This is a genomic window from Pseudomonas spelaei (assembly GCF_009724245.1).
Classification (GTDB): domain Bacteria; phylum Pseudomonadota; class Gammaproteobacteria; order Pseudomonadales; family Pseudomonadaceae; genus Aquipseudomonas; species Aquipseudomonas spelaei.
The window spans coordinates 42,103-66,955 of record NZ_WNNK01000028.1 but is presented as its reverse complement, the minus strand read 5'-3'; the positions used below and the strand labels follow the sequence as shown (position 1 = coordinate 66,955).

At 62.8% G+C, this 24,853-nt stretch carries 7 protein-coding genes and 1 pseudogene; 3 read left to right on the top strand and 5 right to left on the bottom strand.

Annotation, left to right across the window (positions count from 1 at the left end):
* The 4 genes and pseudogenes from GNF76_RS25210 to GNF76_RS25195 form a co-directional block, all read right to left on the bottom strand.
* Nucleotides 1–1,104: pseudogene (locus tag GNF76_RS25210) on the bottom strand (type IV secretion protein Rhs); the annotation flags it as partial.
* Nucleotides 1,105–1,283: 179 nt separating this feature from the next.
* Nucleotides 1,284–2,249 carry an alpha/beta hydrolase gene (locus GNF76_RS25205; RefSeq protein ID WP_155585793.1) on the bottom strand — a complete coding sequence of 322 codons (966 nt, stop codon included), beginning with the start codon at nucleotides 2,247–2,249 and terminating at the stop codon, nucleotides 1,284–1,286.
* Between the two features lie 58 nt (nucleotides 2,250–2,307).
* Nucleotides 2,308–10,851 carry an amino acid adenylation domain-containing protein gene (locus GNF76_RS25200; protein ID WP_343037848.1) on the bottom strand — a complete coding sequence of 2,848 codons (8,544 nt, stop codon included), beginning with the start codon at nucleotides 10,849–10,851 and terminating at the stop codon, nucleotides 2,308–2,310.
* A gap of 13 nt (nucleotides 10,852–10,864) precedes the next feature.
* Nucleotides 10,865–21,865 (bottom strand): non-ribosomal peptide synthetase, encoded by an 11,001-nt coding sequence (locus GNF76_RS25195; RefSeq protein ID WP_155585792.1) that lies wholly within the window; start codon nucleotides 21,863–21,865, stop codon nucleotides 10,865–10,867.
* A 219-nt stretch (nucleotides 21,866–22,084) separates the two neighbouring features.
* Between GNF76_RS25195 and GNF76_RS25190 the strand changes: the two genes are divergently transcribed.
* The gene (locus tag GNF76_RS25190) at nucleotides 22,085–22,336 is read left to right on the top strand and encodes a type II toxin-antitoxin system HicA family toxin (RefSeq protein WP_169355221.1); all 252 of its coding nucleotides are present in this window, start codon (nucleotides 22,085–22,087) and stop codon (nucleotides 22,334–22,336) included.
* On the top strand, nucleotides 22,333–22,689 hold the full coding sequence (locus GNF76_RS25185; RefSeq protein ID WP_178123571.1) for a type II toxin-antitoxin system HicB family antitoxin: 357 nt from the start codon (nucleotides 22,333–22,335) through the stop codon (nucleotides 22,687–22,689). Before GNF76_RS25190 ends, GNF76_RS25185 begins: the two co-directional genes overlap by 4 nt.
* Here GNF76_RS25185 and GNF76_RS25180 read toward each other — a convergent pair whose 3' ends face one another.
* The gene (locus GNF76_RS25180; protein WP_155585791.1) at nucleotides 22,690–23,862 is read right to left on the bottom strand and encodes an MFS transporter; all 1,173 of its coding nucleotides are present in this window, start codon (nucleotides 23,860–23,862) and stop codon (nucleotides 22,690–22,692) included.
* 137 nt (nucleotides 23,863–23,999) lie between these two features.
* On the opposite strand from GNF76_RS25180, the gene GNF76_RS25175 reads away from it, so the two are divergent.
* Entirely contained in the window at nucleotides 24,000–24,596 is a 597-nt protein-coding gene (locus GNF76_RS25175; protein ID WP_155585790.1) for a TetR/AcrR family transcriptional regulator, read from the top strand.
* The last annotated feature ends 257 nt before the right edge of the window (nucleotides 24,597–24,853 follow it).

Below are 24,853 nucleotides of genomic sequence, written 5' to 3'. Positions count from 1 at the left end.
CGGCACTTCATGCACCCCGGCCTTCAGCGGCACACTCGGCACTATCTTGATCGGTATCGCCGGGCTACTGAGCAGTAACGGCTTGACCCGCTCGGCATGCGGTTCCAGCCGAACTCCAGCAAACTGCTTGGCGATCTGCTCCAGCCACTGCCGTGCACGCTGGGACTTGACCCTGCTCAGCACCTGGGCACTGAGGCGTATCACCACCCCCATGCCGCCAGTGGCACAGACCAGCAACAGGTTGATCAGCACTTCGGCACTGATTTCGCCGAGTAACTCGTTCATGTACGGCGGCGGCAGCATCCGCATCCAACTGAGCAGCGCCGACAGGTAAACGAACAGCAGTGGCTCATCACTGAGCACCAGCAAGCCGGTGGCAATCACCTCGCTGCTCAGCGCCAGCAATTTATCCAGCTCGGCTTGGGAGAGGTATTGCAGCAACTTTTCGCTGTTGGGCTTCAGGTCCGCCAGCCACTCATACAATTGCGAAATACTGTCCCAAAGGACGTGCAGCGCCTTTTCAAACCCTTGTGCATAGGCCTGATGCAGCGTGATGTAACGCTTGAGAAAGTTGGCCTCGGAGTAGTGTTTCCACAGCGGTTCAAACGTGCCGGCCCACTCACCGCGCAACCAACCTTCCAACGGCTCGATCACCGACTGGTAGGAGGCATACAGCGCCTTGACCTGCTCCTTGGACACATTGGGGTAAAAACTCACCCGATACTGTTGGTCGCGAGTGCACTCGGTGACTTCAAGAATGCCGCTGGGGCCGATGGTTTTATGAATCGGCTCGCCGAGCGCGCCCCCATTCGGGTCGACCTTTTGCAGCATCACCGGCGTATTGCCGATGGGCACAAATCGCGCGCTCTGGAACATATGCACCAGGGTCAACGAACCGCTGGCCTTGCACATTGCGACGGTGCTGCTGGGGAGGATGGAGCGGTTGATGGGCGCTACAAGCGCCACCTCATCGCCGACTTTGAACACCTGTTCGACGTCCAGCGCCGAAAAACTCCAGAAGCTCTCGGCCCAACTGTCGTAGGTGTTAAGGCATTGCCGGAAATTGCCAAGAACGGACTCGACGTCACGCGTCTTCGCGTCCATGGCCGCCAGGACCATAAAGCCAATGGCGGGATTCAAGGGGCAGCCCCGTAGGACGGGGCATGAGTAGGCAAAAACATCGGCGGTCCCTCGCGCTGTGTGATCAGGCGAGAGACTTTGCAGAGGTTCTTAAGCGCGGGGAGTAGAGGTTATCTGGCGGTCAGGTAGGAGGTTTCGGCAAGTTACCCGCAGGCGTTTGTCACCAGCCACTGCAACGCCCGCCGATAAATATCATCCACCGACTCAACGATGCCGGACATGCGCAAGAAGTCGTGGGACAAGCCCTGCTCCACCGTCAACTGCACCGGCGTACCGCCCTGCTTCAGCAGCTCGGCATACGCCACACCTTCATCGAACAACGGATCATATTCCGCCAGGCTGATATAGGCAGGCGCCTGCGCAGCAGTCTGCCCGCTCAACAACGGTGAGGCACGCCAGTCCTGGCGTTCAGCCGCTGACCCGGCGTAATGCTGGTAAAACCACGCCAGGGTGTCGGTTTCCAGCAAATAGCCTTCGGCATAGGTGCGATGGGAGGCGCGTTGCACACTCATGTCGGTCACCGGGTAGAACAGCAACTGCGCCTGCGGCTTCAGGGCGATTTGTTCAGGATGATTGGCCGCCGTGATCGCGAGGACCGCCGCCAAGGTGGCTCCCGCGCTGTCGCCCGCCACCACCAGCCGTTGTGGGTCCAGATGCAACAGTTCGGCCTGTTCTTTCAAGGCCGCGACACTGTCCAGGGCATCATGCACCGCCGCAGGAAACGGGTATTCCGGCGCCAATCGATAGGCTGGCGCCAGCACCGCAAACTCGCCGCTCAATGCCAGGCGTCGGCACACTGAGTCATGGGAGTCCAGGCTGCCCACTACGTAGCCGCCACCGTGGAAGTAGAGGATGGTCGGCAGCACTTGATCCGCCGTCGATGCCAACCGATAAAGACGCCCGTCCAACACGCCGCCATCACGAGTCGATAACTGCAGCACCTGCACCTCGACGGCACCCGGTGGATTGGGGTCGAGGATTTGCGAGGAGCGTTCAAAGTCGGCACGGGCCTGGGCGACGGGCAAGGTGTGCATGGGCTGGCTTTTGCCGGTCAGGCGACCAAATTCCGCCAGCTCCAGAAACGCCGACAAATCGGGATGTACAGGCATGGGAGTATCCAATTCAAAGAAGGAAACAGGGCAGTGCCAAGTGGCACTGCCCGTTATTTCAACCGACAACCGGCGCCGGTGAATGCAACCGCTGGTGCAACTGCTTGAGCAACTGCGGGTGCTTGATGATTGCGTAGTGGTCGGCGGCAATACGCTCGCTCTCCTCCACCGCCAGGCCTGCCTCGCGGGCCTTGATCGACTCCGCTGACAGTTCGCCGCGCCACCAGCACACAGCTTCGCTGGCAATCCTTGGCAACTCGGCCTGGCGGCGAGACAACGCCTTGAGCTTGAGGCCGACCTGGAAGGCCCGGGCCGACTCCTCCACACCAAAGGTTGCGCCTGAAGACGGGTAGTCCGCGGCAAGCGCCGCAAACTGCTCGGTCAGTGCCGACAGGTTCGGCTCGATCACTGGCAGCCGGTTTTCAACAAACGCCACATCGACCATCAGGCCCAGGGTCTGGCTGAGGAACACCGGCAAACCTTCGCGCCAATCGTCGTCATCCAGCAGCGCCGAGGTCGCCGGGATAAAGCTGTCCACCAGGCTGAGGAAGCTGACCTGCTGGCCTTGCTTCTCCAACTCGCTGGCCACCAACACCGCCAGGGTGCCGCCCAATGACCAGCCCAACAGTCGATACGGGCCTTGCGCCTGTTTCTGGCGGATGTATTGCGCGTAGTCGATGGCCATGGATGCCAGGGAATCATCTTCCCAATCGCGGTCCAGCAGCATCCGGCACTGCAGGCCATACACACTGCACTGGCCGTCCAGTTGCCGGGCCAGGGGCTCGTAGTCGAACACCGTGCCAAAGCCGGCGTGCAGGCAGAACAACGGCGCCGTACCTGGCACCTGGCTATTGAGCAACAGCAGCGGATCAAGGTCGGCTTCCTGCTGCTCATCAAAACCGGACAATTGGGCGATGGTCGGTTTGGCCAGCATGTCCCGCAGCTTCAGTTCGAAACCAGGCATGGCCTGGCTGCGGACCTTGCTCAGGACCTTGAGGGTGCGCAGCGAATCACCGCCCAGTTCAAAGAAGTTATCCGTGACACCGACCTGCTCGATCTCCAGCACCTCTTGCCAGATGGTCGCCAGCATTCGCTCCAGCGGATTGCGCGGCGCCACATAAACCTGGCCCTTGAAGTCCGGATCCGGCAAGGCCTTGCGATCAACCTTGCCACTGGGGTTCAACGGCATGGCCTGCAACGCGACGATCTGCGACGGCACCATATAATCCGGCAACTGGCTGCCCAGGGCCTGGCGCAGTTGCTCGCTCAAGCCAGGGTGCGCCTCGGCGACCACGTAGCCGATCAACTGCTTGCCCGAGGCACTGTCCCGCGCGACCACCACGGCATCGCGCACCGATGGCAGCGTACGCAGACGGGCTTCGATTTCCCCCAGCTCGATGCGGAAGCCGCGAATCTTGACCTGATGATCCAGGCGGCCCAGATAGTCGAACACCCCATCCGGACGACGGCGCACCAGGTCACCGGATCGATACAGGCGCCCGCCCGTCTCGAACGGGCTGGCGACAAAGCGCTCGGCCGTCAGCCCGGCACGCTGGTGATAGCCCCGCGCCAACCCTTCGCCGCCGATATATAACTCGCCGGCCACGCCATCGGGCAGTGGGTTGAGCTGGTCATCCAGCACGTACAAGGTGCGATTGCCCACCTGCACGCCAATCGGCGCATAGGCTGCCTCGCAGCGTTGGTTCATGTCGGCGGTCCAGAGCAGTGGCGTGACCACGGTTTCGGTCGGCCCGTAGCCGTTGGTGATCCAGGACGGGCGCAAGGCGCGCTTGACCTGTTCAAAGGTCTCGTCGGCCACTGCGTCACCGCCAAAGCAATACACCCGCACTGCCGGCGGCGCTTCATCCTGGCTTTCGGCGTATTCGGCCAGTTGCTTGAGGTAGGCCGGCGGGAAGCACGCGATGTTGATGGCCTGGCGGTGCAGCACCTGCCAGGTTTCCTCCGGGGTCCACAGGGTGTCATCCCTTAGCACCAGGCAACCGCCGGCGAGCAAGGTGGTCAGCCAGCGTTCCTGGGCGCCGTCGAAGGCGAAGGACATGAACAGCAGCTCGCGGGTCTCGCGGTCCATTTCATAGCGGCGGGCAATCGCCTGGCAATGCATGTTCAACGGGCCACGGGCCACTGCCACGCCCTTGGGCTTGCCGGTGGAACCCGAGGTGTAAATCAGGTAGGCCAGGTGATCGGCATCAATGTTCAGGCCCGGACGGCTATCGGGGTAGGCCTGCACGTCGAGATGATCGATATCCAGCACGTTGTCGATGGCCGGCAACCGCTCGCGCAGTTCGCCACGGGTCACCAGCACGGCCATCGCCGAATCCTCGACGATCCATTGCAGGCGCTCGCGCGGGTAGTCGATGTCCAGCGGCACATACACGCCGCCGGCCTTGAGCACTGCATAGAGGGTGACGATCATGTCGGTGGAGCGATTCAACGCCACGCCGACCCGCACTTCCGGCCCCACGCCACGCTCACGCAATAAATGGGCGAAGCGGTTGGCCTGTTGTTCCAGGGCGCGGTAGCTCAGTTGCTGGTCGCCACAGACCACCGCCAACGCCTCAGGTTGATGCTCGACATGGGCTTCGATTCGCTCAAGTAAAGATGGCGATGCCGGTTGCAGAGCCTGCAACGGATTGCTTGCAACCAAGTGCTGGCGTTGCTCGGCGGTGAGCATGCACAGGCGGCCGGTGGAGCCACCCGTGTCGTCGAGCATTGCCTCAAGCAAGGCTTCAAAGCTGCCGCGAATACGCGCCACGGCTTCTTGCGAAAAGCGGTTACGCAGGTACAGAAACTCAATGCCCAGGGTTTCGGTGAGGTTTACCGCCAAGTCCATGGCGTAGTTGGTCACATCGCGCCCGGTGGCCTCGCCGAACTGCAAGGCGCCCTGACGCATTTCCTGCAAGCGGTCATCCACCGGGTAGTTTTCAAACACGATGATGCTGTCGAACATCGCCCGCCCACTTTGCCCGGCCCAACGCTGGATATCGGCCAGGGACGCGTGCTCGTAGTCTCGTGCATCCAGGTTGAAGGCCTGCAATTGCGCCAGCCACTCGCCCAGGGGTTGGTCCGGTCGAGGTGTCTGCACGATCGGCAAGGTGTTGATGAACAGCCCGAGGATTTCGTCAGCCTGAGGCAAGCTGGCCGGGCGCCCGGCGACGGTGGCACCGAAGCACACCGTCTCCTGGCCGGTGTAGCGCTGCAACAGCAGCAGCCAAGCGGCCTGGATCAGCGTGTTGGGCGTGACCCGCCAGTGTTGCGCCCGCTCGCGCAAGCGACGGGTACGGGTTTCGTCCCATTTGAGGTAAAGCGCGTCGTGACCACCCGGCTGGGTTTGCGGGCGCGGGAAGACGTTGCCGGCCAGTTCAGTGGCGCCGTTCAAACCGCTGAGCTGGCCACGCCAGAACGCCTCCAGGGCGGTGTTGCCCTGGCGCTGCAACCAGGCGATGTAATCCTGGTAACGGCTCTGCTTCGCGGTGGCTTGGCCGTTGTAGGCATTGAACACTTCGCCCAACAACCGTGAGCTGCTCCAGCCGTCCATAAGGATGTGGTGGCGGGTCCAGATCAGGTGACAACGCACCTCGTCCAGCCACACCAGCGTCACCCGCATCAGCGGCGCCTGGAGCATGTCGAAACCTTCTCGGCAATCGGCGCTGATCAGTTCGGCCAAGTCATCGGGGCCGACGTCACGCTGGCGCCAATCGACAATACGCACCGCCGACGCCGCCTGCTTGCTGACAATCTGCAACGGCTCGGCCAACTCGCTGGCCGTCCAGAAACCGGTGCGCAGGATGTCGTGGCACTGCTGCACTTGGTCCCAGGCCGCCGCAAAACGCTGCACTTCAAGGCCTTGCACCGGCACGCAGGTCTGGTTGATGTACAGGTCGCCCTCACCCGCCTCCAGGCTGTGATACAGCATGCCTTGCTGCATCGGTGACAGCGGGTAGATATCCAGTACGTTGCCGGCGGGCAGTGGCAGTTGGTCGAGTTGGGCCTGAGTCAGGCGCGCCAGCGGGAAGTCCGCCGGGGTCAGCCCACCGTTACCAGGGGTGATGCAATGCTCAACCACGGCCTGCAACTCGCGGGCGTAGTCCTGGGCCAGGTGCTCGATGGCGCCTTCGTCGAACATCTCGCGGCTGAAGGTCCAGCCGACACTCAACACGCCGCCGTACACCTGACCGTTCAAGGTCAGCCAGTTACTCAGCGGTGCATCATCACTGCGCTCACTGCCACTGGCTTCTGTGGACGGTGAAAACAGCGCACCCTGGTCCTGATCGAAACTGCCGTCGAACTGACCGAGGTAATTGAAGGTAATACACGGCAGCGGCAAAGTTCCCAATCGTTGCCGATCCTGCGGGCTGCCCAAGTAACGCAACGCGCCAAAACCGATGCCCTTGTTCGGCACGGCACGCAGTTGCTCCTTGAGGGTCTTGATGCCGCCCTGCAAGGTCGTGCCGGGGGTCAGGCTGACCGGGAACTTGTTGGTGTACCAGCCGACGGTGCGGGTCAGGTCCAGGTCGTCGAACAGGTCTTCGCGGCCATGCCCCTCCAGCATCAGGCCCATGCTCGGCTGACCGGTCCAGCGACAAACGACCCGGCTCAGGGCCGTCAGCAGCAGTTCATTGATCTGGGTGCGATAGGCCGCCGGGGCTTGTTGCAGCAATTGACGGGTGGTGTGTGCATCCAGTGTGGTGGAGACCGTGACTGCTTCACGCATCAAGGCTACCGGGACCTCACGGCGCCCCGGCAGATACTGCTGGGCCGGGTTCAGTTGCGCCTGCCAATAGGCGACTTCCGCTTGCAGACCACCGTCCGCCGCCAGGGCATGCAGGCGTTCGCTCCAGTCCTTGAAGGCGCTGGTCTTGGCCGGCAGGCGTAGCGGCTGGGCGTTGCTCGCGGCATCGTAGGCGGCTTGCAGGTCTTCGAACAGAATGCGCCAGGAAACACCGTCCACCACCAGGTGATGCACCACCAGCAGCAGGCGCTGCTGGCCGTCGGGATGCTCCAGCAATACGGCGCGAAGCAGCGGGCCTTGGCTCAGGTCGAGGCTGGCTTGGGCACGTTGATAGATGTCCAGGCAGTGCGCTTCGCTTTGTGCGACCTCCTGCCAGAGCAGCGGGTTGGTGTGTTCAAGCCCGCGATGATGAGCGGTCCAGCCGTCGGCACCTTCGACAAAACCCAGGCGCAGCGCATCGTGATGAATGACCAGCGCCTGCAATGCTTGCTCAAGGGTAGCGGGCTCAAGGACTCGGCTCGGCACCAGCAGTACCGACTGGTTCCAGTGATGACGTTCGGGAATCGGCGTGTCGAAAAACATCTGCTGGATCGGCAACAGGCGCAGCTCGCCGGTGACCGGTCCCTGATCGGCCTGGCTGGCCGCCTCCCCCACCTGCGCGACACTGGCCAGGCCTTGCACGGTCTGGTGTTCGAACAGGTCGCGCGGGGTAAAACGAATGCCGGCCTGACGGGCGCGGCTGACCACCTGGATCGAGATGATCGAGTCGCCGCCCAGTTCAAAGAAGTTATCCTGAGCACCAATCTGTTCGCGGCGCAGGACGTCTTCCCAGATGGCCGCGATACGTTGCGCCAACTCGCCCTGAGGTGCCAGGTACGCCGGTGCCACGTCGGCACCCGGCGCTGGCAGCGCCTTGCGGTCGAGTTTGCCGTTAGCGGTCAGCGGCAATTTATCCAACACCTGCAAATGGCTTGGCACGAGGTAGGCCGGCAAACGCTCACGCAGTTGCGCCAGCAACGCCGGGGCCTGCTCGGTACTCACGGCATAGGCCCACAACTGCGGGCCGCTCCCGACCACTACTGCTGCATCCAGCACGTCAGGCAGGCTGCGCAAACAGGCCGCGACTTCGCCCGGTTCCACGCGGAAACCGCGAATTTTCACCTGGTCGTCGATACGTCCCAGGTATTCAAAGGCTTCCTCCACCAGGCGCACGCCATCGCCGCTGCGGTACAGCCGCTCGCCCTGGGTGGAAAAAGGATCGGGCACAAAACGCTCGGCGGTCAGGCCCGGCTGGTGCAGGTAACCGGTAGCAAGGCCGGCGCCGCCGATATACAGCTGCCCGGCCGTTTCGGCACCGAGGCGTTGCAGGCTGGCGTCCAGCACTTCAACCCGACTGTTGGCCAACGGCACGCCCAGGGGCAAGCGCCCGTCGGTCTCCAGCACCGTGGCGAGCACGCCCACGGTGGTTTCCGTCGGGCCGTAGTGGTTCATGATCCGGCACTGCGGCGCCAGTTGCTGCACGCGCTCACGCAGGCTGGACGGGCAGGCTTCACCGCCGAGGATCAGCAGTTTTTTCGGCAGCACACTGGCTGCATCGTCGGCGCTGAGCAAGGCATTGAGGTGCGACGGCACAATCTTCAATACATCCACCGCGTGGGCCGCCATATACTGTGCCATGCCGTTGGCGTCCATCGCCAAATCCTGGGCGATCAGGTACAGCGTGCGCCCGGAACACAGGGCGCCAAAGAGCATGGTGTGGCCCAGGTCGGCGGCTACGGTGGAGATCATCGCCATGCTGCGGCCACAGTCTTCAGGCAAACGTTGCAACAGGCCCTGAGCATAATTGGCCAGGGCGCCGTGGCTGATCATCACGCCCTTGGCTGCACCGGTGGAGCCGGAGGTGTAGATGACGTAGGCGGTTTGCCCCGCCAACAGCGGCGCGGATACCGCAACCTCAGGCGCCGATGCCTGAGTATCATCGATGCACAGCACAGCGATTTCGTCGCTCAGTTGCACACCCGACAGTTGGCGGGAATCGGTCAGCAGCAACGCGGCGCGACTGTCGCGCAACAGCTCGCGCAAGCGTTGAGCGGCGGTGTCCGGTGCCAACGGCAAATACCCTGCGCCCACCTTGAACGCGGCCAGGATCGCCACGGCCAACTCCACCGAGCGCTCCAGCACCACGCCCACCAGCGCATTCGGCCCTACCCCGGCCTGACGCAGGCGCCCGGCCAGACGCTCGGCCTCCAGATCCAGTTGCCGATAGCTCAGGCTACGTTCGCCATCCACCACGGCCAGCACGTACGGCACCTGTGCTACCTGTTGGGCGAACAGCTCAAGCACATTACTCGCGGCAAACTCGCGATGTTCGCCAGTGCCCGCCAGCACTACCCGCTGTTGATCGAGGGCCGTCACTACCGGCAGGTCTTCAATGCGCAACTGTGCATTCAGAGCAATCGCCTCCAGCACCCGTTGCCACTGGCTGGCCAGTTGCTCAATGGTGGTAGCGTCGAACACCTCGTTGCCATAGATAAAACTGGCGTCGATGCCATTGGCGTGTTCAAGGGTGTTGAGGGTCAGGTCGAACTTGGCGCTATGCACCTCGCTCACCACAGGCTCCACAGTCAGGCCGTCCGCCAGCGAACGCGCCTGGCTCGGTGCATCGTGCTGATGGTTGAACATCACCTGGAACAGTGGCGAATGACTCAGGCTGCGCTGCGGCTGTAAAGCGTCCACCAATTGCTCGAACGGCAGGTCCTGGAAGGTCTGGGCCTTGAGCGCGGTGTCGCGCATCTGCCGCAGCAAATCACTGAAGCGCTGCTCACCACTGACCTGGGCCTTGAGCACTTGAGTGTTGACGAAAAAGCCGATCAGGCGCTCGGTTTCAACCCGCGTGCGGTTGGCCACCGGCACGCCGACACGGATGTCATCCAGCCCGCTGAGGCGATGCAACAGCGCCTGAAAACTCGCCAGCAGCAACACAAACAGGGTCACGCCCTCGCGTGTTGCCAATGCCTTGAGCTGCTCGCTCAAGGCACCACCCAGGGTCAGGTTCAGGCTCGCGCCCTGATGACTGCGCTGTGACCCGGGCACACGCTGCCCCGGCAGTTGCAGCTTGACCGGCGTCTCGGCCAGGTGCTCGACCCAATACGCCAGTTGCCGCTCGCGCTCGCCATTGTCCATCCACTGGCGTTGCCAGGCGGCGTAGTCAGCGTACTGCACCGGCAAGTCCGGCAGCACCGGCGACTGGCCCTGGCTGAAGGCGGCATAGCCCTGGAGCAATTCCTCGACCATCACCCCCATGGACCAGGCATCGGAGACGATATGGTGCTGGGTCAAGGTCAATACCCAGTCGTCATCGGCCACCGGCAACAACGCGAGGCGCAGCAGTGGCCCACTGGCCAGGTCGAATGGCGTGGCGGCCTGGATCGCGACAAACTCGTCGATACCGCGTTGCGACTCACCCGCCGGGCAGGGAACCACCTCCAGCGGCACCTCAAGCTGCGGGACGATCACCTGGGACACTCGCCCCTGTTCATCTTCGGCAAACAGCGTGCGCAGGGTTTCATGGCGCGCCACCAGTGCCGCCACACTGCGGCGCAGGGCGTCTATATCCAGCGCGCCGCGCAAACGAATCGCCAGCGGAATGTTATAGGCCGGGCTCTGCGGGTCCATCTTCCACAGAAACCACTGGCGTTGCTGAGCGTAGGACAGCAGGAGCGGCTCGTCCGGGTCGCGGGTAAACATCGGGGCAATCCCAAACAGGTTGATGCCCTTTTGCTTGAGCAGGACCGCCAGCGCTTTCCTTTGTTTGGAGGACAGCGCTCCCACAGACTCAATTAACTTTTGCACGCCAGGTCCCTCGTTAGGAAATCAGTTTCTCAAGCTCTTCAGCTGATAGACGTGTGAGATCCCCCAACGATTTAGTCAACTCATCCACCAGGTCGTCGCCGCCAGCCTGCAACAGCGCCACCTGTTCACAGAAGTCGGCCAGGTCGCGGGTTTCAAACAACAACTTCAACGGCACATCCACCTGCAATTGCTGGCGCAGGCGCATCACCACTTGCGTGGCCATCAGCGAGTGGCCGCCCAATTCGAAGAACGCATCTTCGCGGCCCACGCGATCCAGCTTGAGAATTTCGCCCCAGATCGCCGCCACCTGCAGCTCCAGCTCACCCACCGGCGGGCTGTAATGGGCGGCGGTCATGGCTTGCGGCAACGGCAGGGCCTTGCGGTCGATCTTGCCGTTGGGGTTGAGCGGGAAGCGCTCCAGCACCACCCACTGCGACGGCACCATGTAGCCCGGCAACACGCTTTCCAGGGCGCCCTTGAGGGTTTTACCCAACTCGTTGGGCGCCTGCACAAACGGCTCGGCCACCAGATAGGCCACCAATACCTTGCCGTGGGCGCTGTCTTGGGCCACCACCAGTGCGTCACGCACCGAGGCCTGGTCCTTGAGCCGCGCTTCCACTTCACCCAGCTCGATACGGAAACCGCGAATCTTCACCTGATGATCAATACGCCCCAGGCAATCAATCACCCCGCTTTCACGCTGGCGTACCAGGTCGCCGGAGCGATACAGGCGTGCGCCGTTGTCACTGGCCGGGTCCGGCACAAAGCGTTCGGCGGTCATGGCTGGGCGGTTCAGGTAACCACGGGCCACGCCGTAGCCGCCCAGGTACAGCTCACCGGACAGGCCATCAGGCAGCAGATTGAGCTCCGGGTCACGCACTTGCAGGCTGCGCTCGCCGATGCGGGTACCGATTGGCGCATAGGCCGCCTCGCAGTGATCATCGCTGCCCGCCTTCCAGATCAGCGGCGTGACCACCGTTTCTGTCGGCCCGTAGCCATTGATGATGAACTGCGGCTTGAGGGCGCGCCGTGCCAGTTCGAAACTGGCCTGGGGCACCGCATCACCACCGAAGCAGTAGATGCGTACCGGCGGCGGGTTGCCGACCTTTTGCGCGTGTTCGGCCAGGTGTTGCAGGTACACCGGCGGGAACGCTGCGACGGTCACGCCGTGACGGTGCAGGGCGTCGAAGGTTTGCTCCGGGGTCCACAGTTCTTCATCGCGCAGCAGCACGCGGCCGCCGTGGGTCAAGGTGGTCAGCCAGCGTTCATGGGCACCGTCGAAGGCGAACGACATGAACAGCAATTCGCAATCGGCCGGGGTCATGCCGTAGCGCTCGCCGATGCTGGTGCAATGCATCGCCAGCGGGCCGTGGGTTACCGCCACGCCTTTGGGCTGGCCGGTGGAACCGGAGGTGTAGATCACGTAGGCCAGGTTGTCCGGGTGCAGCACCACCAACGGCTCGGTCTGCGGCCAGGGCGCCAGGTCCAGGCGGTCGATTTCGACGACACGGGCGTGAGTGGCCAGGGTCATCTGTGCGGTCAAGGTCGAGTCCGTCAGCACCAGCGCCGCCGCGCAATCGCTCATCAGGTAGGCCAGGCGTTCTGCCGGATGGGTGATGTCCAGCGGCACGTAGGCACCACCGGCCTTGAGTACCGCGAGCAACGCTACCAGCAGGTGTTCACTGCGGGGCAAGGCCACTGCAACGCGCACTTCCGGACCGACGCCTTGGGCGATCAGGGCGTGGGCCAGTTGGTTGGCCTGACGGTCGAGGCTGGCAAAATCCAGGCTGCGTTCACCTTGAACCACCGCCGTGTGCGTGGGTGTCTGGCGAGCAATCTGCGCAATGCGCTGGTGCACCAACAACGCAGGAACGCTGCTGGCCGCCGAACCGGCTGCCACCGCCGCGGCTTCTTGCGCGGCGTTCATCAACGCGATCCCACCCAGGCGGGTATCCGGGCCTTGCACCAGTTGCGCCAGCACGTTGAGCAAGTGTGCTGCCAAGCGCTCGATGGCCTGGGCGCTGAACTGTGCGGTGGCGTAGTCGAAGTTGAGGATCAGCGTCTCCCCCGCTTCTACGGCCAGGGCCAACGGATAGTGGGTTTGTTCATGGCTGAGCACTTCACCGAAGGTCAGGCCGGTGGCGGCGCTTTGTTGCAGGGCTTCGGCTACGGGGTAGTTTTCAAATACCAGCAGCGTGTCGAACAGCGCTTCACCGCCCAAGCCCGCAAGACGCTGGATTTCAAACAACGGCATGTGTTCGTGCTCGCGTACCGCCAGGTTGAGGGTTTGCACCTGCTGCAGCCACTGGCCAACGGTCAGTTGTGCCGCAGGTTCAGCGATGATTGGCAGCGTGTTGATGAACAGGCCGATCTGTTGCTCGGCACCCGGCACCTGCGCCGGCCGCCCGGCCTGGGTCGCGCCGAACGCTACGGCGTTTTGCCCGGTGTAACGCTGCAACAGCAGCAACCACGCTGCTTGCACCAGGGTGTTGACCGTGACTTTCTGGGCACGGGCAAAGGCAGCCAGGTGATCGCTGGCGACGGCATCCATTTGGCGCATATGTGCCGCGCGACTGACGGTAGTGTCGAGACTGCCGAACGCCGACAAGGCAGGCGCCAGTCGGCTCGGCTCTTCCAGCACCACCAGTTGTTGCTGCCAGAACTGCTCGCTGACGACGCCGTCCTGGGCCTGCAACCAACCGATGTAATCGCGATAACACCCAGCCGGCGCCGCCACGGCCTGGCCGTGATAACGCTGCAAGACTTCTCCCAGCAGCCGCGAATAGCTCCAGCCGTCCATCAGGATGTGGTGGTTGGAATAGATAAAGTGCCAGGTGTCATCACTGGCTTGCACCAGCACCAGGCGCAACAATGGCGCCTCGGCCAGCTCGAAACCACGCTGGCGTTCCTCAATCGCCAGCACCTCCAACGCTGCAGGCACGCCCTCACGACCACGCCAGTCATGCTCTGCAAACGGCAGCGCCGGTTGCCGGTGGACCCATTGCAGCGGCCGCCCCAGTTCGCTCTGCCAGATGAAGCCGGAACGCAGGATGTCGTGGGCCTGCACCGTCGCCTGCCAGGCCGCCTTGAAGCGCGCCACGTCCAGACCGTGTACATCAACGCGCATCTGATTGATGTAGTCGCCACCGTCCTGCTGATACAGAGAGTGGAACAACATGCCCTGCTGCATCGGCGACAGCGGATAGAGATCATCCAGCTCAGCCAATGGCAATCCCAGACCGTCGAGCTGTGCTTGGCTCAAGCCGGCCAGCGGTACATCGGAAGGCGTCAATCCGACCACACCGGCTTCGCAGCAATGCTCGACCAGCGCCTCCAGAATCGCGCTGTACTCGTCGGCCAGACCGGCAATCACCGCCTCATCGAAAACCTGGCCGCTGAAGGTCCAGCCCAGACTCAGTTCGCCGTCGTAGACCTGACCGTTGAGGGTCAGCAAGCTGCCCAGAGGTGCTTCATCGTTCTGGTCGGCGCCGGCACTTTCGCCGGAGGGGACGAACAATGCCTGGTCATCATCAAAACTGCCGTCGAACTGGCCCAGGTAGTTGAACGTGACGGGAGCCGTCGGCCCACTGTGCAGTGTGGCGCGACAGGCATCGTCGCCGAGGTAGCGCAGCACACCGTAGCCAATACCCTTGTTGGGCACGGCGCGCAGTTGTTCCTTGATGGCTTTGAGTGAGCGGCCAAGCTGATCCGCCGGGGTCAGGCGCACCGGGAACAGGCTGGTGAACCAACCCACGGTGCGGGTCAGGTCGATGCCGTCGAACAGCTCCTGGCGGCCGTGACCTTCCAGTTGAATCACCGTGCTGTCGCGCCCCGTCCAACGGCACATGACCTGCGCCAGAGCGGTCAGCAGCAGGTCGTTGACCTGGGTGCGATACGCCGCCGGGGCGTCCTGCAACAGACGTCGGGTCAAGGATTTATCCAGACGGCTGTGGACGGTGACGGCATGGCGATTGAGCTGGCCGCCCGCCAGATTGGCGCCGGGTAATGCCTGTTCACCTATAGCTTGCTGGGCCTGCCAGAACGGCAACTCAGCCTGCAACGTGGGGCTGGCGCCATAGAGCGCCAACTGCTGGCCCCAGGTCTGCAAGGCGCTGGTCTTGAGGGGCAGTTGCACGGGCTTGCCTTCGGCCAGTTGGCGATAGGCTGTTTGCAGGTCTTCAAACAGAATGCGCCAGGACACGCCATCCACCACCAGGTGATGAATCGCCAGGAACAGCTTCTGCTGCCCGTCGGCCAGGGTCGCCAGTACGCCCCGCACCAGCGGCCCATGGGCCAGGTCGAGACTGCGCTGGGCCTTGTCGCACAAAGCTTGCCAGCCCTGCTGCGTGCAGCCTTCAGCCTGCCAGAGGATGGTGGGTTGCGGGTCCCGCTCGGGGTAATGCGCTTGCCAGTCGTCGCCTTCGGCAAAGGCCAGGCGCAACGCGTCGTGGTGACTGATCAGCGCTTGCAAGGCTTGCTCGAGGCGTTGCGGCTCCAGAGGCTGGCGACACAGCAGCATCACCGACTGGTTCCAGTGATGACGCTGGCTGCGCACTTCTTCAAAAAATACCTGCTGCACCGGCAGCAGTGGCTGATCACCGTGGACCGTACCCTGATCGATACGCTGCACGCTGTCGCCCAGTACCGCGACACGGGCCACACCTTGTACCGTCTGGTGCTGGAACAGGTCCTTGGGCTTGAAATGAATCCCCGCCTGCCGCGCCCGGCTCACCACCTGGATCGAGATGATCGAGTCGCCGCCCAGGTCGAAGAAGTTGTCTTGCACACCGACCCGTTCGAGTTTGAGCACTTGCGCCCAGATCTCGGCGAGCTGTTGCTCCATGGCGTTCTGCGGCGCCAGGTAGTGGTCTTCAGCCTGGCTGATGTGAGGTTCCGGCAAGGCCTTGCGGTCCAGCTTGCCGCTGGGCAGCAATGGCAACGCGTCCAGCAGCACCCAGTGGGACGGCTGCATGTAGTCCGGCAGGCTGGCACCGAGTTGGGCCTTGATTGCGTCCACGGCTGATTCATCGCTCAGCACCAGATAAGCCACCAGTTGCCGGGCAGCCGAGGTTTGGACCACGGCTTCGCGAACCTGCGGCAACGCCAGCAAGCGCGCCTCGATCTCGCCCAACTCGACACGAAAACCACGAATCTTCACTTGATGGTCGATGCGCCCGACATAGTCGAACACGCCATCGGCATCACGGCGAGCCAGGTCGCCCGTGCGGTACAACCGGGCACCGGTAGCGCTGAATGGGTCCGGGACAAACTGCTGGGCAGTCTGGCCTGGGCGGCCCAGGTAGCCACGCGCCAGGCCTTCGCCACCGATGTACAGCTCGCCGACCGCATTGTTCGCCAGCAGGTTGAGGTTGCCATCCAGCACACAGGCCGAACGCGCGCCAACCGGTGCGCCGATGGCCGCGTAGGTGCCCTGCGCCAGACGCTGCTCATCACAGGCCCAGATCAATGGGCTGATCACCGCCTCGGTCGGGCCGTAGGCGTTGAACAGCTGTGCGGCACGGATAATCTTCAGCGCCGCTAACTGACCTGCGCCCCACGCTTCGCCACCGAGGATGCACACACGTACATCCACACCCGCCTCTGCTGGATCGGCATGCTGCGCCATAGCGTTCAAATAGCTTGGCGGCAGGTCGAGGATGCTGATGCGATGTTGACGAATCTGCGTTAACAGTTGCTCGAAGGACCATTGGCCAACCTCTCCCAGCACCAGACTGGCGCCGTGAATCAGCGGCATGAAAATCTGTTCGGCCGCCGCGTCGAAGCTGATGGACGCGAACTGCAACTGGCAATCGTCGCGAGTCACTGCATAACGCTCACCCGCCGCCCGGCAATGCATGGCCAGGGCTGCATGCTCAATCCCGACGCCCTTGGGTTGGCCGGTGGAGCCGGAGGTGTAGATGACGTAGGCAAGCCCTTCGCCGCGCAGGCCACTCAAGGTCGGTACGATGACTTGTTCCTGCGCACCGTCCAGTAGCACGGTGCCTACACCGTCGACAGTTGGCAGTTGCTCAACCACGCAAGCCTGGGTCAACAGCACGGCGATGCCGCTGTCTTCGATCATGTAGGCCAGGCGTTCTGCAGGGTATTGCAGGTCCAGCGGAACAAACGCCGCACCGGCCTTGAAGATCGCCAGCAGGCCCACCACCAGTTCGGCGCTGCGCGGCAATGCGAGGCCCACCGGCATCTCGGCGGTGACACCCGCATCGAGCAAGCGCTGGGCCAGATGATTGGCCCGGGCATCCAGTTGGCGGTAGCTCAGGCGCTGATCGCCGGCAATCAGCGCAATCGCATCGGGCGCTTGGCTGACTTGCTGTTCAAACAGATGGATGACGCTGGCGTACTCACCTTCAGGTCGCTGACCGTGACTGATGAGCGCACGCTGTTCCTCGTCGGTGTGCACCACCAGTTCGCCGATGGCTTGCTGCGGATCGGCGACCATTGCGGCCAATAGCTGACGCCACTGACCCGCCAGGGTTTGCAAGGTGGACGCCTCGAACAGGTCAGCTGCGTAAATGAACGCCGCACGGATGCCGTGATCGGTTTCCAGGGTTTCCAACGTCAGGTCGAACTGCGCCATGCCACCTTCCAGCACCACTTCTGCGGCACGAAGCCCCGGCAGACTGTCGGCACCAGCGGCACCGACGGTATTGAGGTGGTTGTACATCACCTGGAACAGCGGGTTGTGCTGCAGGCTGCGTTGCGGGTTGAGGGCTTCCACCAGTTTGTCGAACGGTAAATCCTGATGGGCCTGGGCTGCCAATGCGGTGGCCTTGGCCTGTTGCAACAGGGCCAACACCGACAACTGCGGTTCGGGTTGCAGGCGCAGCACCAGGGTGTTGACGAAGAAACCCACCACGCCTTCCAGCTCCTGGGCGTTGCGGTTGCTGACAGGGACGCCGATGCGCAGGTCATCACTGCCCGAGTAGCGCTGCAGCAGCAGGCCGAACGAGGCGACGAAGAACTGGAACAGCGTTAATTGGCTGCGCTGAGCCAAGGCACGGACGCCGGCGGCCAGCGTCGGGTCGAGGGTGAAATCCACGCGCCCTTCGCGATAGCCCTGGCCGTCGCGACGTGGGTGATCAGTGGCCAGTTCCAGCAGCGGATGCTCAGTGCCGAGTTGCCCGCGCCAGTAGTCCAGTTGACGTTGCATTTCACCGGCCGCCAGCCAGTCGCGCTGCCACTGGGCGTAATCGGCGTATTGCACCGTCAGGGCCGGCAGCTCCAGCGGTTGGCGTGCCTGGAAGGCCGCGTACAGGGCGGCGAATTCACGGCCGAGTACGCCCATGGAGGCACCGTCGGAAATAATGTGGTGCAAGGTCACCACCAGCAAGTGCTGTTGCGCATCGAGCTGGAACACCTTGACCCGCATCAGCGGGCCCTCGGCCAGGTCGAACAGGCTGTGGGTTTCAGCCATCACCGCCGGCTCGACCGGCCCCTCGAGTACTTGCCATTGCACGGTGACGCGGGACACCGCATCGACGTGCTGGCACAGCACATCGCCGTCCAGCACGAAGCGGGTGCGGAAGGCTTCATGCCGGGTGGCCAGGGCAGCGAAGGTCTGCTCCAGGGCGGTGTGATCCAGTTCGCCTTGCAGCTTGACGATGATCGGCGTGTGGTAGGCGACACTGTCGGGTTCGAGGGTCCAGAACAGCCACTGGCGTTGTTGAGCAAACGAGGCCCGTCGGGGTTGCTGGTTGGTCAATCGGGTGATCACCGGGCGGGTGCTGGACGGATCACCCTGCTCCACCGCCGCACAGAACTCGCCGAAAGTGGCCGTTTCGAACACCGTGCGCAGAGCCACATCGGCGCCCAGCACGCGCCGGGTCCGGGAGATGATTTGTGTGGCCAGCAAGGAGTGGCCGCCGAGGCTGAAGAAGTTGTCTTGCAGACCGACCTGATCGATTTTCAGCACCTGAGCCCAAACAGCCGCCAGACGCTGTTGCAGGTCGGTGACCGGCGCCTGATGCACCACTTGCGGCAGGTCTTGCTGCAAGGCTGCCAGGGCCTGCAAGTCGAGTTTTCCGTTGAGGGTCAGTGGCAACGCGTCGAGGCTGACGAACATGGCGGGCACCATGTACTCCGGCAGCTCGTGGCCCAGGGCCGTGCGCAGGTCGTCGCTGTTGCAGCCGTCCTTGAGCACCACGTAGGCGACGAGATGCGGGTTGTCCGCTGCGCCAGCCACCAGGGTGACGGCTTCGCGAACACCAGGGTGCTGACGCAGGCAGCCGTTGATTTCACCCAACTCGATCCGATAGCCACGGACCTTGACCTGATGATCGACCCGGCCCTTGAATTCGATACTGCCGTCAGCCCGATAACGGGCCAGGTCACCGGTGCGATACAGGCGCTCACCGGTCGTGCCAAATGGATGCGGAACAAAGCGCTCGGCGGTCATGGCCGCGCGGCCCAGATAGCCGCGCGCGAGACCCGCGCCGCCCAGATACAGCTCGGCAGATGCCCCGACCATCGCCGGTTGCAGGCCGTCCTCCAGAATATATGCGGTGGTGTTGGGCAGCGGACGCCCCAGCGGCAACACCGACTGCGTGGGCGCTTCGTTCGCGGTGGTCAACACGCCCACGGTGGTCTCGGTTGGCCCGTAGTGGTTGATCACCCGGCAGCCATCGCCGTGAGTACGAATCCGCGCCAGCAGCGCCGGTGATGCCGCCTCGCCGCCCATGATCAGGCATTGGCGAGGCAGCCCGCCGGCATGCGGGTCATCACTGAGCAGCGCTTCCAGGTGGGACGGCACGATCTTCAGCACGTCGATCTGCTGCTCGGCCATGTAGGCACCAAAGCGCTCGGCATCCAGGGTCAGGTCCAGGCCCAGCACATGCAAGGTGCAACCGGAGCACAAGGCGCCGAACAAGGTAGTGTGGCCAAGGTCGGCGGACAGGGTCGAGACCACGGCCATGCTGCGGGCGTCGGCCAGCGGCAGGGTCTGCAGGATGCCTTGCACGTAGTTGACCAGCGAGCGGTGACTGAGGGTCACGCCCTTGGCTTTGCCGGTGGAACCGGAGGTGTAGATCACGTAGGCCAAGTGATCGGGATCGAGGGCCACATCCGGATTGCTGGCCGGTTGCTCGTCGTGCTGCTCGATCAGCAGGTGCTGGACGCCGACCAGGGCAGGCAATCGTTTGACCAGGCCTGACTGGGTCACAAGCAGATGAATACCACTGTCCTCGGCCATGTGCAGAAGGCGCTGGGCCGGGAAATCCGGGTCCAGCGGCACGTAGGCCCCGCCCGCTTTCAGAATGGCCAGCATGCCGACAATCATGTCCAGGGAGCGCTCGACGGCGATCCCCACCGGCACATCGGCGCTAACACCCAGGGCGATCAGTCGGTGTGCCAGGCGATTAGCCTGTTGGTTGAGTTGCTGGTAGGTCAGGGATTGGCCGGCGAACACCAGCGCGGTCGTGTCAGGCCTGGCGGCTGCCTGGCGCTCGATCAAGTGATGAATGCACAGTGCCGGATCACGCTCGGCCTGGGTGTTGTTCCATTGCACCAGCGCTTGTTGCACCTGGTCGTCAGCCAGCAACGGCAAGTCGCCTACGCGGGCCTTCGGCGCCTGGACCAAGGCCGCGAGCAGGGTTTGCCAATGCTCGGCCATCCGCTCGATGGTGTGCGGGTCGAACAAGTCACTGGCGTAGGTGAACGCTGCGCACAACTGCCCGCCACGCTCGAAGGTGTCGAGGGTCAGGTCAAAGCGCGTGGTGCGGCTGGACCACTCCACCGCGCTTAACTGCAGGTCGGCGCTGACCGCCAAGGTCTCCAGATTGGCGACTTGCGGCTGGTGGTTGTACATCACCTGGAACAGCGGGTGGTGGCTGGCGTCCCGGGCCAGGTCCAGGCCTTCGACCAGTTGCTCGAACGGCAGATCCTGATGGGCCTGAGCGCCCAATGCGGCGGCCTTTACCTGCCGCAGCAACTGATCGCCTGGGGTCTGCGCATCGAACTGAATACGCAGCACCTGGGTGTTAACGAAAAAACCGATCAGGCCTTCGATTTCACTGCGATTACGGTTGGCAATCGGTACGCCGATGCGGATATCGGCCTGGCCGCTGTAGCGGTGCAACAAGGTGCCGAACGCCCCCAGCAGCAACATGAACAGCGTGACTTCCTGCTGGCGGGCGCTCTGGCGCAAGCCGTCGGCCAGGTCGGGGGCAATCACCCACTCATGGCGAGCGCCCCGTTGACTGGGGCGGGCGGGACGCGGGTGATCAGTGGGCAGGTCGAGTACCGGGTGCTCATCACCCAGTGCTTCACGCCAATAGGCGAGTTGGCGCTGTTGCTCGCCGGCTTCCAGCCAGCGGCGCTGCCACAGGGCGTAATCGCTGTATTGAATCGGCAACGGTGGGAGGTTGGCGACTTGGCCGGCGTCGGGCGCGCCATAGAGTCGGGTGAACTCCTCGATCAACACGCCCATGGACCAGCCATCGGAGACGATGTGGTGCAAGGTCAGCAGCAACACGTGTTCCTGCTCGGCCAGTTTGATCAACTGCACCCGCAGCAGCGGCCCCTGGCTCAGGTCGAAAGGCTGCAAGGCCACGCGCTCGGCTTCAGCCTGTACCCAGGCTTCCCGGTCAATGGGCGTCATGGTCGAAATATCTGCACGGGTGATGTGCAGCGCTTGCGCCACAGGCACCTGCCGGGGCTGGTCGTCAGCGTCCTGGACGAACACCGTGCGCAGGGTTTCATGGCGCTCGATCAGCCCGGCAAAGGCCTGCTCCATGGCCGACTCATTCAGGCGTCCCGTGAGGCGCACCGCGCTGGGCAGGTTGTAAGCGCCGCTTTGCGGGTCCAGTTGCCAAAGAAACCACATTCGCTGCTGGGCGTAGGACAACGCCTGACGGTCATCCGCCTCCACACTGGCCGGAATTGGAAAACGGGAGAAGTCGATCCCTTCCTTTTGCAGCGCCTGGAGGAACATCTGGCGTTTTTCCAGGGGCAGCCCGATAAACCGGCGAGCAAGTTTCAGGGAGTCTTCAGCGTTCATTTCTTGGGATCCGGAGCAATAGGCGGGAAGCACAAAGGCACGTCGTCCCTATAAAACGAATCCGGGCGGGAAAAATTAGCGGGGTCTTGAAGGGAGAAAAACCGGACACCGGCGATGTCATCAGGGGTTACATCAAAGTTCAGAAGGCCTGCCGAGGTCGTCCTATGATTGACGGACCCCACCCATTGCAACTACATTTAGTTACAGGCAAGGATCGCCGTGTCGAAAAATGAAAAGCTGCTGGCCAAACTGCTCAATGAGCAAATGGCCTTTACCTGGCCCGAACTCGTCACGCTGCTGCGTCGACTGGGCTACACACAAATCGAAGGGGCCGGGAGTCGCGTCAAGTTCGACAAGGGCGATCCGAGCGCAATGATCACCCTGCACAAACCGCATCCCGGCAACGAGTTGAAACACTACATTCGGCGCCAGATCATCGAACAATTGAAATCAGGAGACCTGATTCAGTGAATAACCAGTTGAAACACAACGGCTATATCGGCTCGATCGAAGCCAGCATCGAAGACAATTGCCTGTTCGGAAAGCTTCTATTCATCAAGGCGCTCGTCAGCTATGAAGGCAAAACCGTCGCCGAACTGGAAGCCGCCTTTCGCGACGCGGTGGACGACTACCTCGACACCTGCCACAGCCTCGGCCAAACACCCGAAAAACCTTGCAAGGGCTCGTTCAACGTTCGGGTCGGCCATGACCTGCATTTGGCCGCGGCCTTGGCCGCGACCCGACAGAAAGTGACACTGAACGACCTGACGCGACAGGCGCTGAACGAGTTCCTGCAACATCACGGTGCGCTCGTAACGGGGTAATCACCCCAGCCGCCGATACCCCAACACCGCTGCTCCCAGCACCACTGCGCCAGCCACCAACGCCACCCAGAACCCACTGGGTGCGCCGAATCGGTCGATCATCCAGCCGGAGCTGGCCGCGCCAATCGCCACGCCGATGCTCAACCCGGTGATCAACCAGGTCATGCCTTCGGTCAAGCGACTGGGAGGCACCACCCGCTCCACCAGGGCCATGGCCACGATCAGGGTCGGGGCGAAGAACAGTCCCGACACGAAGACTGCCACTGACAGGCCAAGAATATTCACCACCAACAACAGCGGCAGCGTGGTCAGGGCCGTGGCCACACCGCAATACAGAAACTGGCGAGGCAATGGTGTCTTCAATTTGAGCGCGCCAAAGGCCAGCCCCGCCAGGCACGAACCAATGGCGTACACCGACAACACGATACTGGCGGCAGCCGGCTGGCCCTGGTGCTGGGCGAACGCGACGCTGACCACATCTACCACACCCACAATCGTGCCCATGGCGGTCAGCAGGATCATCAGCGTCAGCACCGAAGGCGAGGCAATCAACCACTGGCCGTGATGGGCGTGGTACTCGTGAACCGGTGGCTCTGTCTGCCTTTGCAGGACAAAGGCAGTGACACCTACCGCCAACAACAACGCGGCAATCAACGGCCCCGCTTCGGGAAACAGCACCACGCACAAACCCACCGACAGCGGCGGCCCAAGGATGAAGCACACTTCATCCAGCACCGACTCCAGGGCAAAGGCCGTCTGCAATTTGGGCTGGCCCCGGTACAGCTCGGTCCAGCGCGCCCGCACCATGGCCGACATATTGGGTATGCAACCGGCCAGGGCGGCGAAAATAAACAAGGTCCAGCTTGGTGCCTGCAAACGAGTGCAGAGCAACAACAGCAACAGTGCGCCACCTCCCATCGAAGCCGCTATCGGCAACACACGGCCCTGACCATAACGGTCCACCAGGCGCGAAACCTGAGGCGCACAAAATGCCGTAGCCAGGGCAAACGTCGCGGCCACGGCCCCGGCCAAACCATAGCCTCCATGGACTTGCGACAGCATGGTGATCAAGCCGATACCGGTCATGGAGATGGGCATGCGGGCGAGCATGCCGGCCAATACAAACGCCCGGGAACCTGGCGCCTGGAACAGTTCGGCGTAAGGGTTTGCCATACGGTGCAACCTCTTCCTGAGTGCCCTTTAACTTGCTATCTCGGGTTAACAAGGCAAAATACATACGGTGCGTATGTGGAAAATCATGCGCAACATACGTACCGTATGTCAATCACTTCCCACGACGAGTCCCGCCCATGAGCCGAGCCCGTGCCGAGATGATCGAAGACACCCGCGCCCGCCTGATCTCCAGCGCCCGCCAGGCCTTCGCCAGCCAAGGCTACGCCAATACTTCGATGGACGACTTCACCGCCCGGGCCGGCCTGACCCGCGGTGCGTTGTACCACCACTTTGGCGACAAGAAAGGTTTGCTGGCGGCCGTCGTTGCGCAACTCGATAGCGAAATGGACGCCCGGTTACAACACATCACGGACCAGGCCGACGAGCCTTGGGGTGGTTTTTGCGAACGCTGCCGTGCCTACCTGCGCATGGCGCAGGATCCCGAGATCCAGCGCATCGTGCTGCAGGATGCGCCGGCGGTGCTGGGGGATGCCGCATCGGCAAACCAGCAACAGTGTGTCGACTCGCTGCGTCTGTTGCTCGATGCGTTGATGGATGCCGGAATAATCGAACAAGCGCCCAGCCACGCACTGGCCCGGCTAATCAATGGCAGCCTGGTGGACACGGCACTGTGGATCGCCGGGGACGAAGGAGCGGGGGGGCGATTGAATGACGCGCTACAAAGCCTGGACCTGCTGCTTCGAGGCCTCAAACCGAAGGTTCAAGCCCACTGATTCTGGATCGCCTCATGAGCCAATTCCTCTGACACCAGAACCTCAAGGCAAGCGTGAGCGAGAGGTACACGTCGCCCAACAGATTCTGCAAACCATGGACGTACTGGCCTTCTGGCCCTCGGTAGTCGCCTGCCCGGAGCCGGAGAGCCCCCTTCGGCACTGGTGTACATCGATGGTGGACGGTGTTTGATCCTCAAAGGTCAATACATCACCGAAAACTTCATTCGACGGCTAAAACCTATGTACAGGCCCGTTAT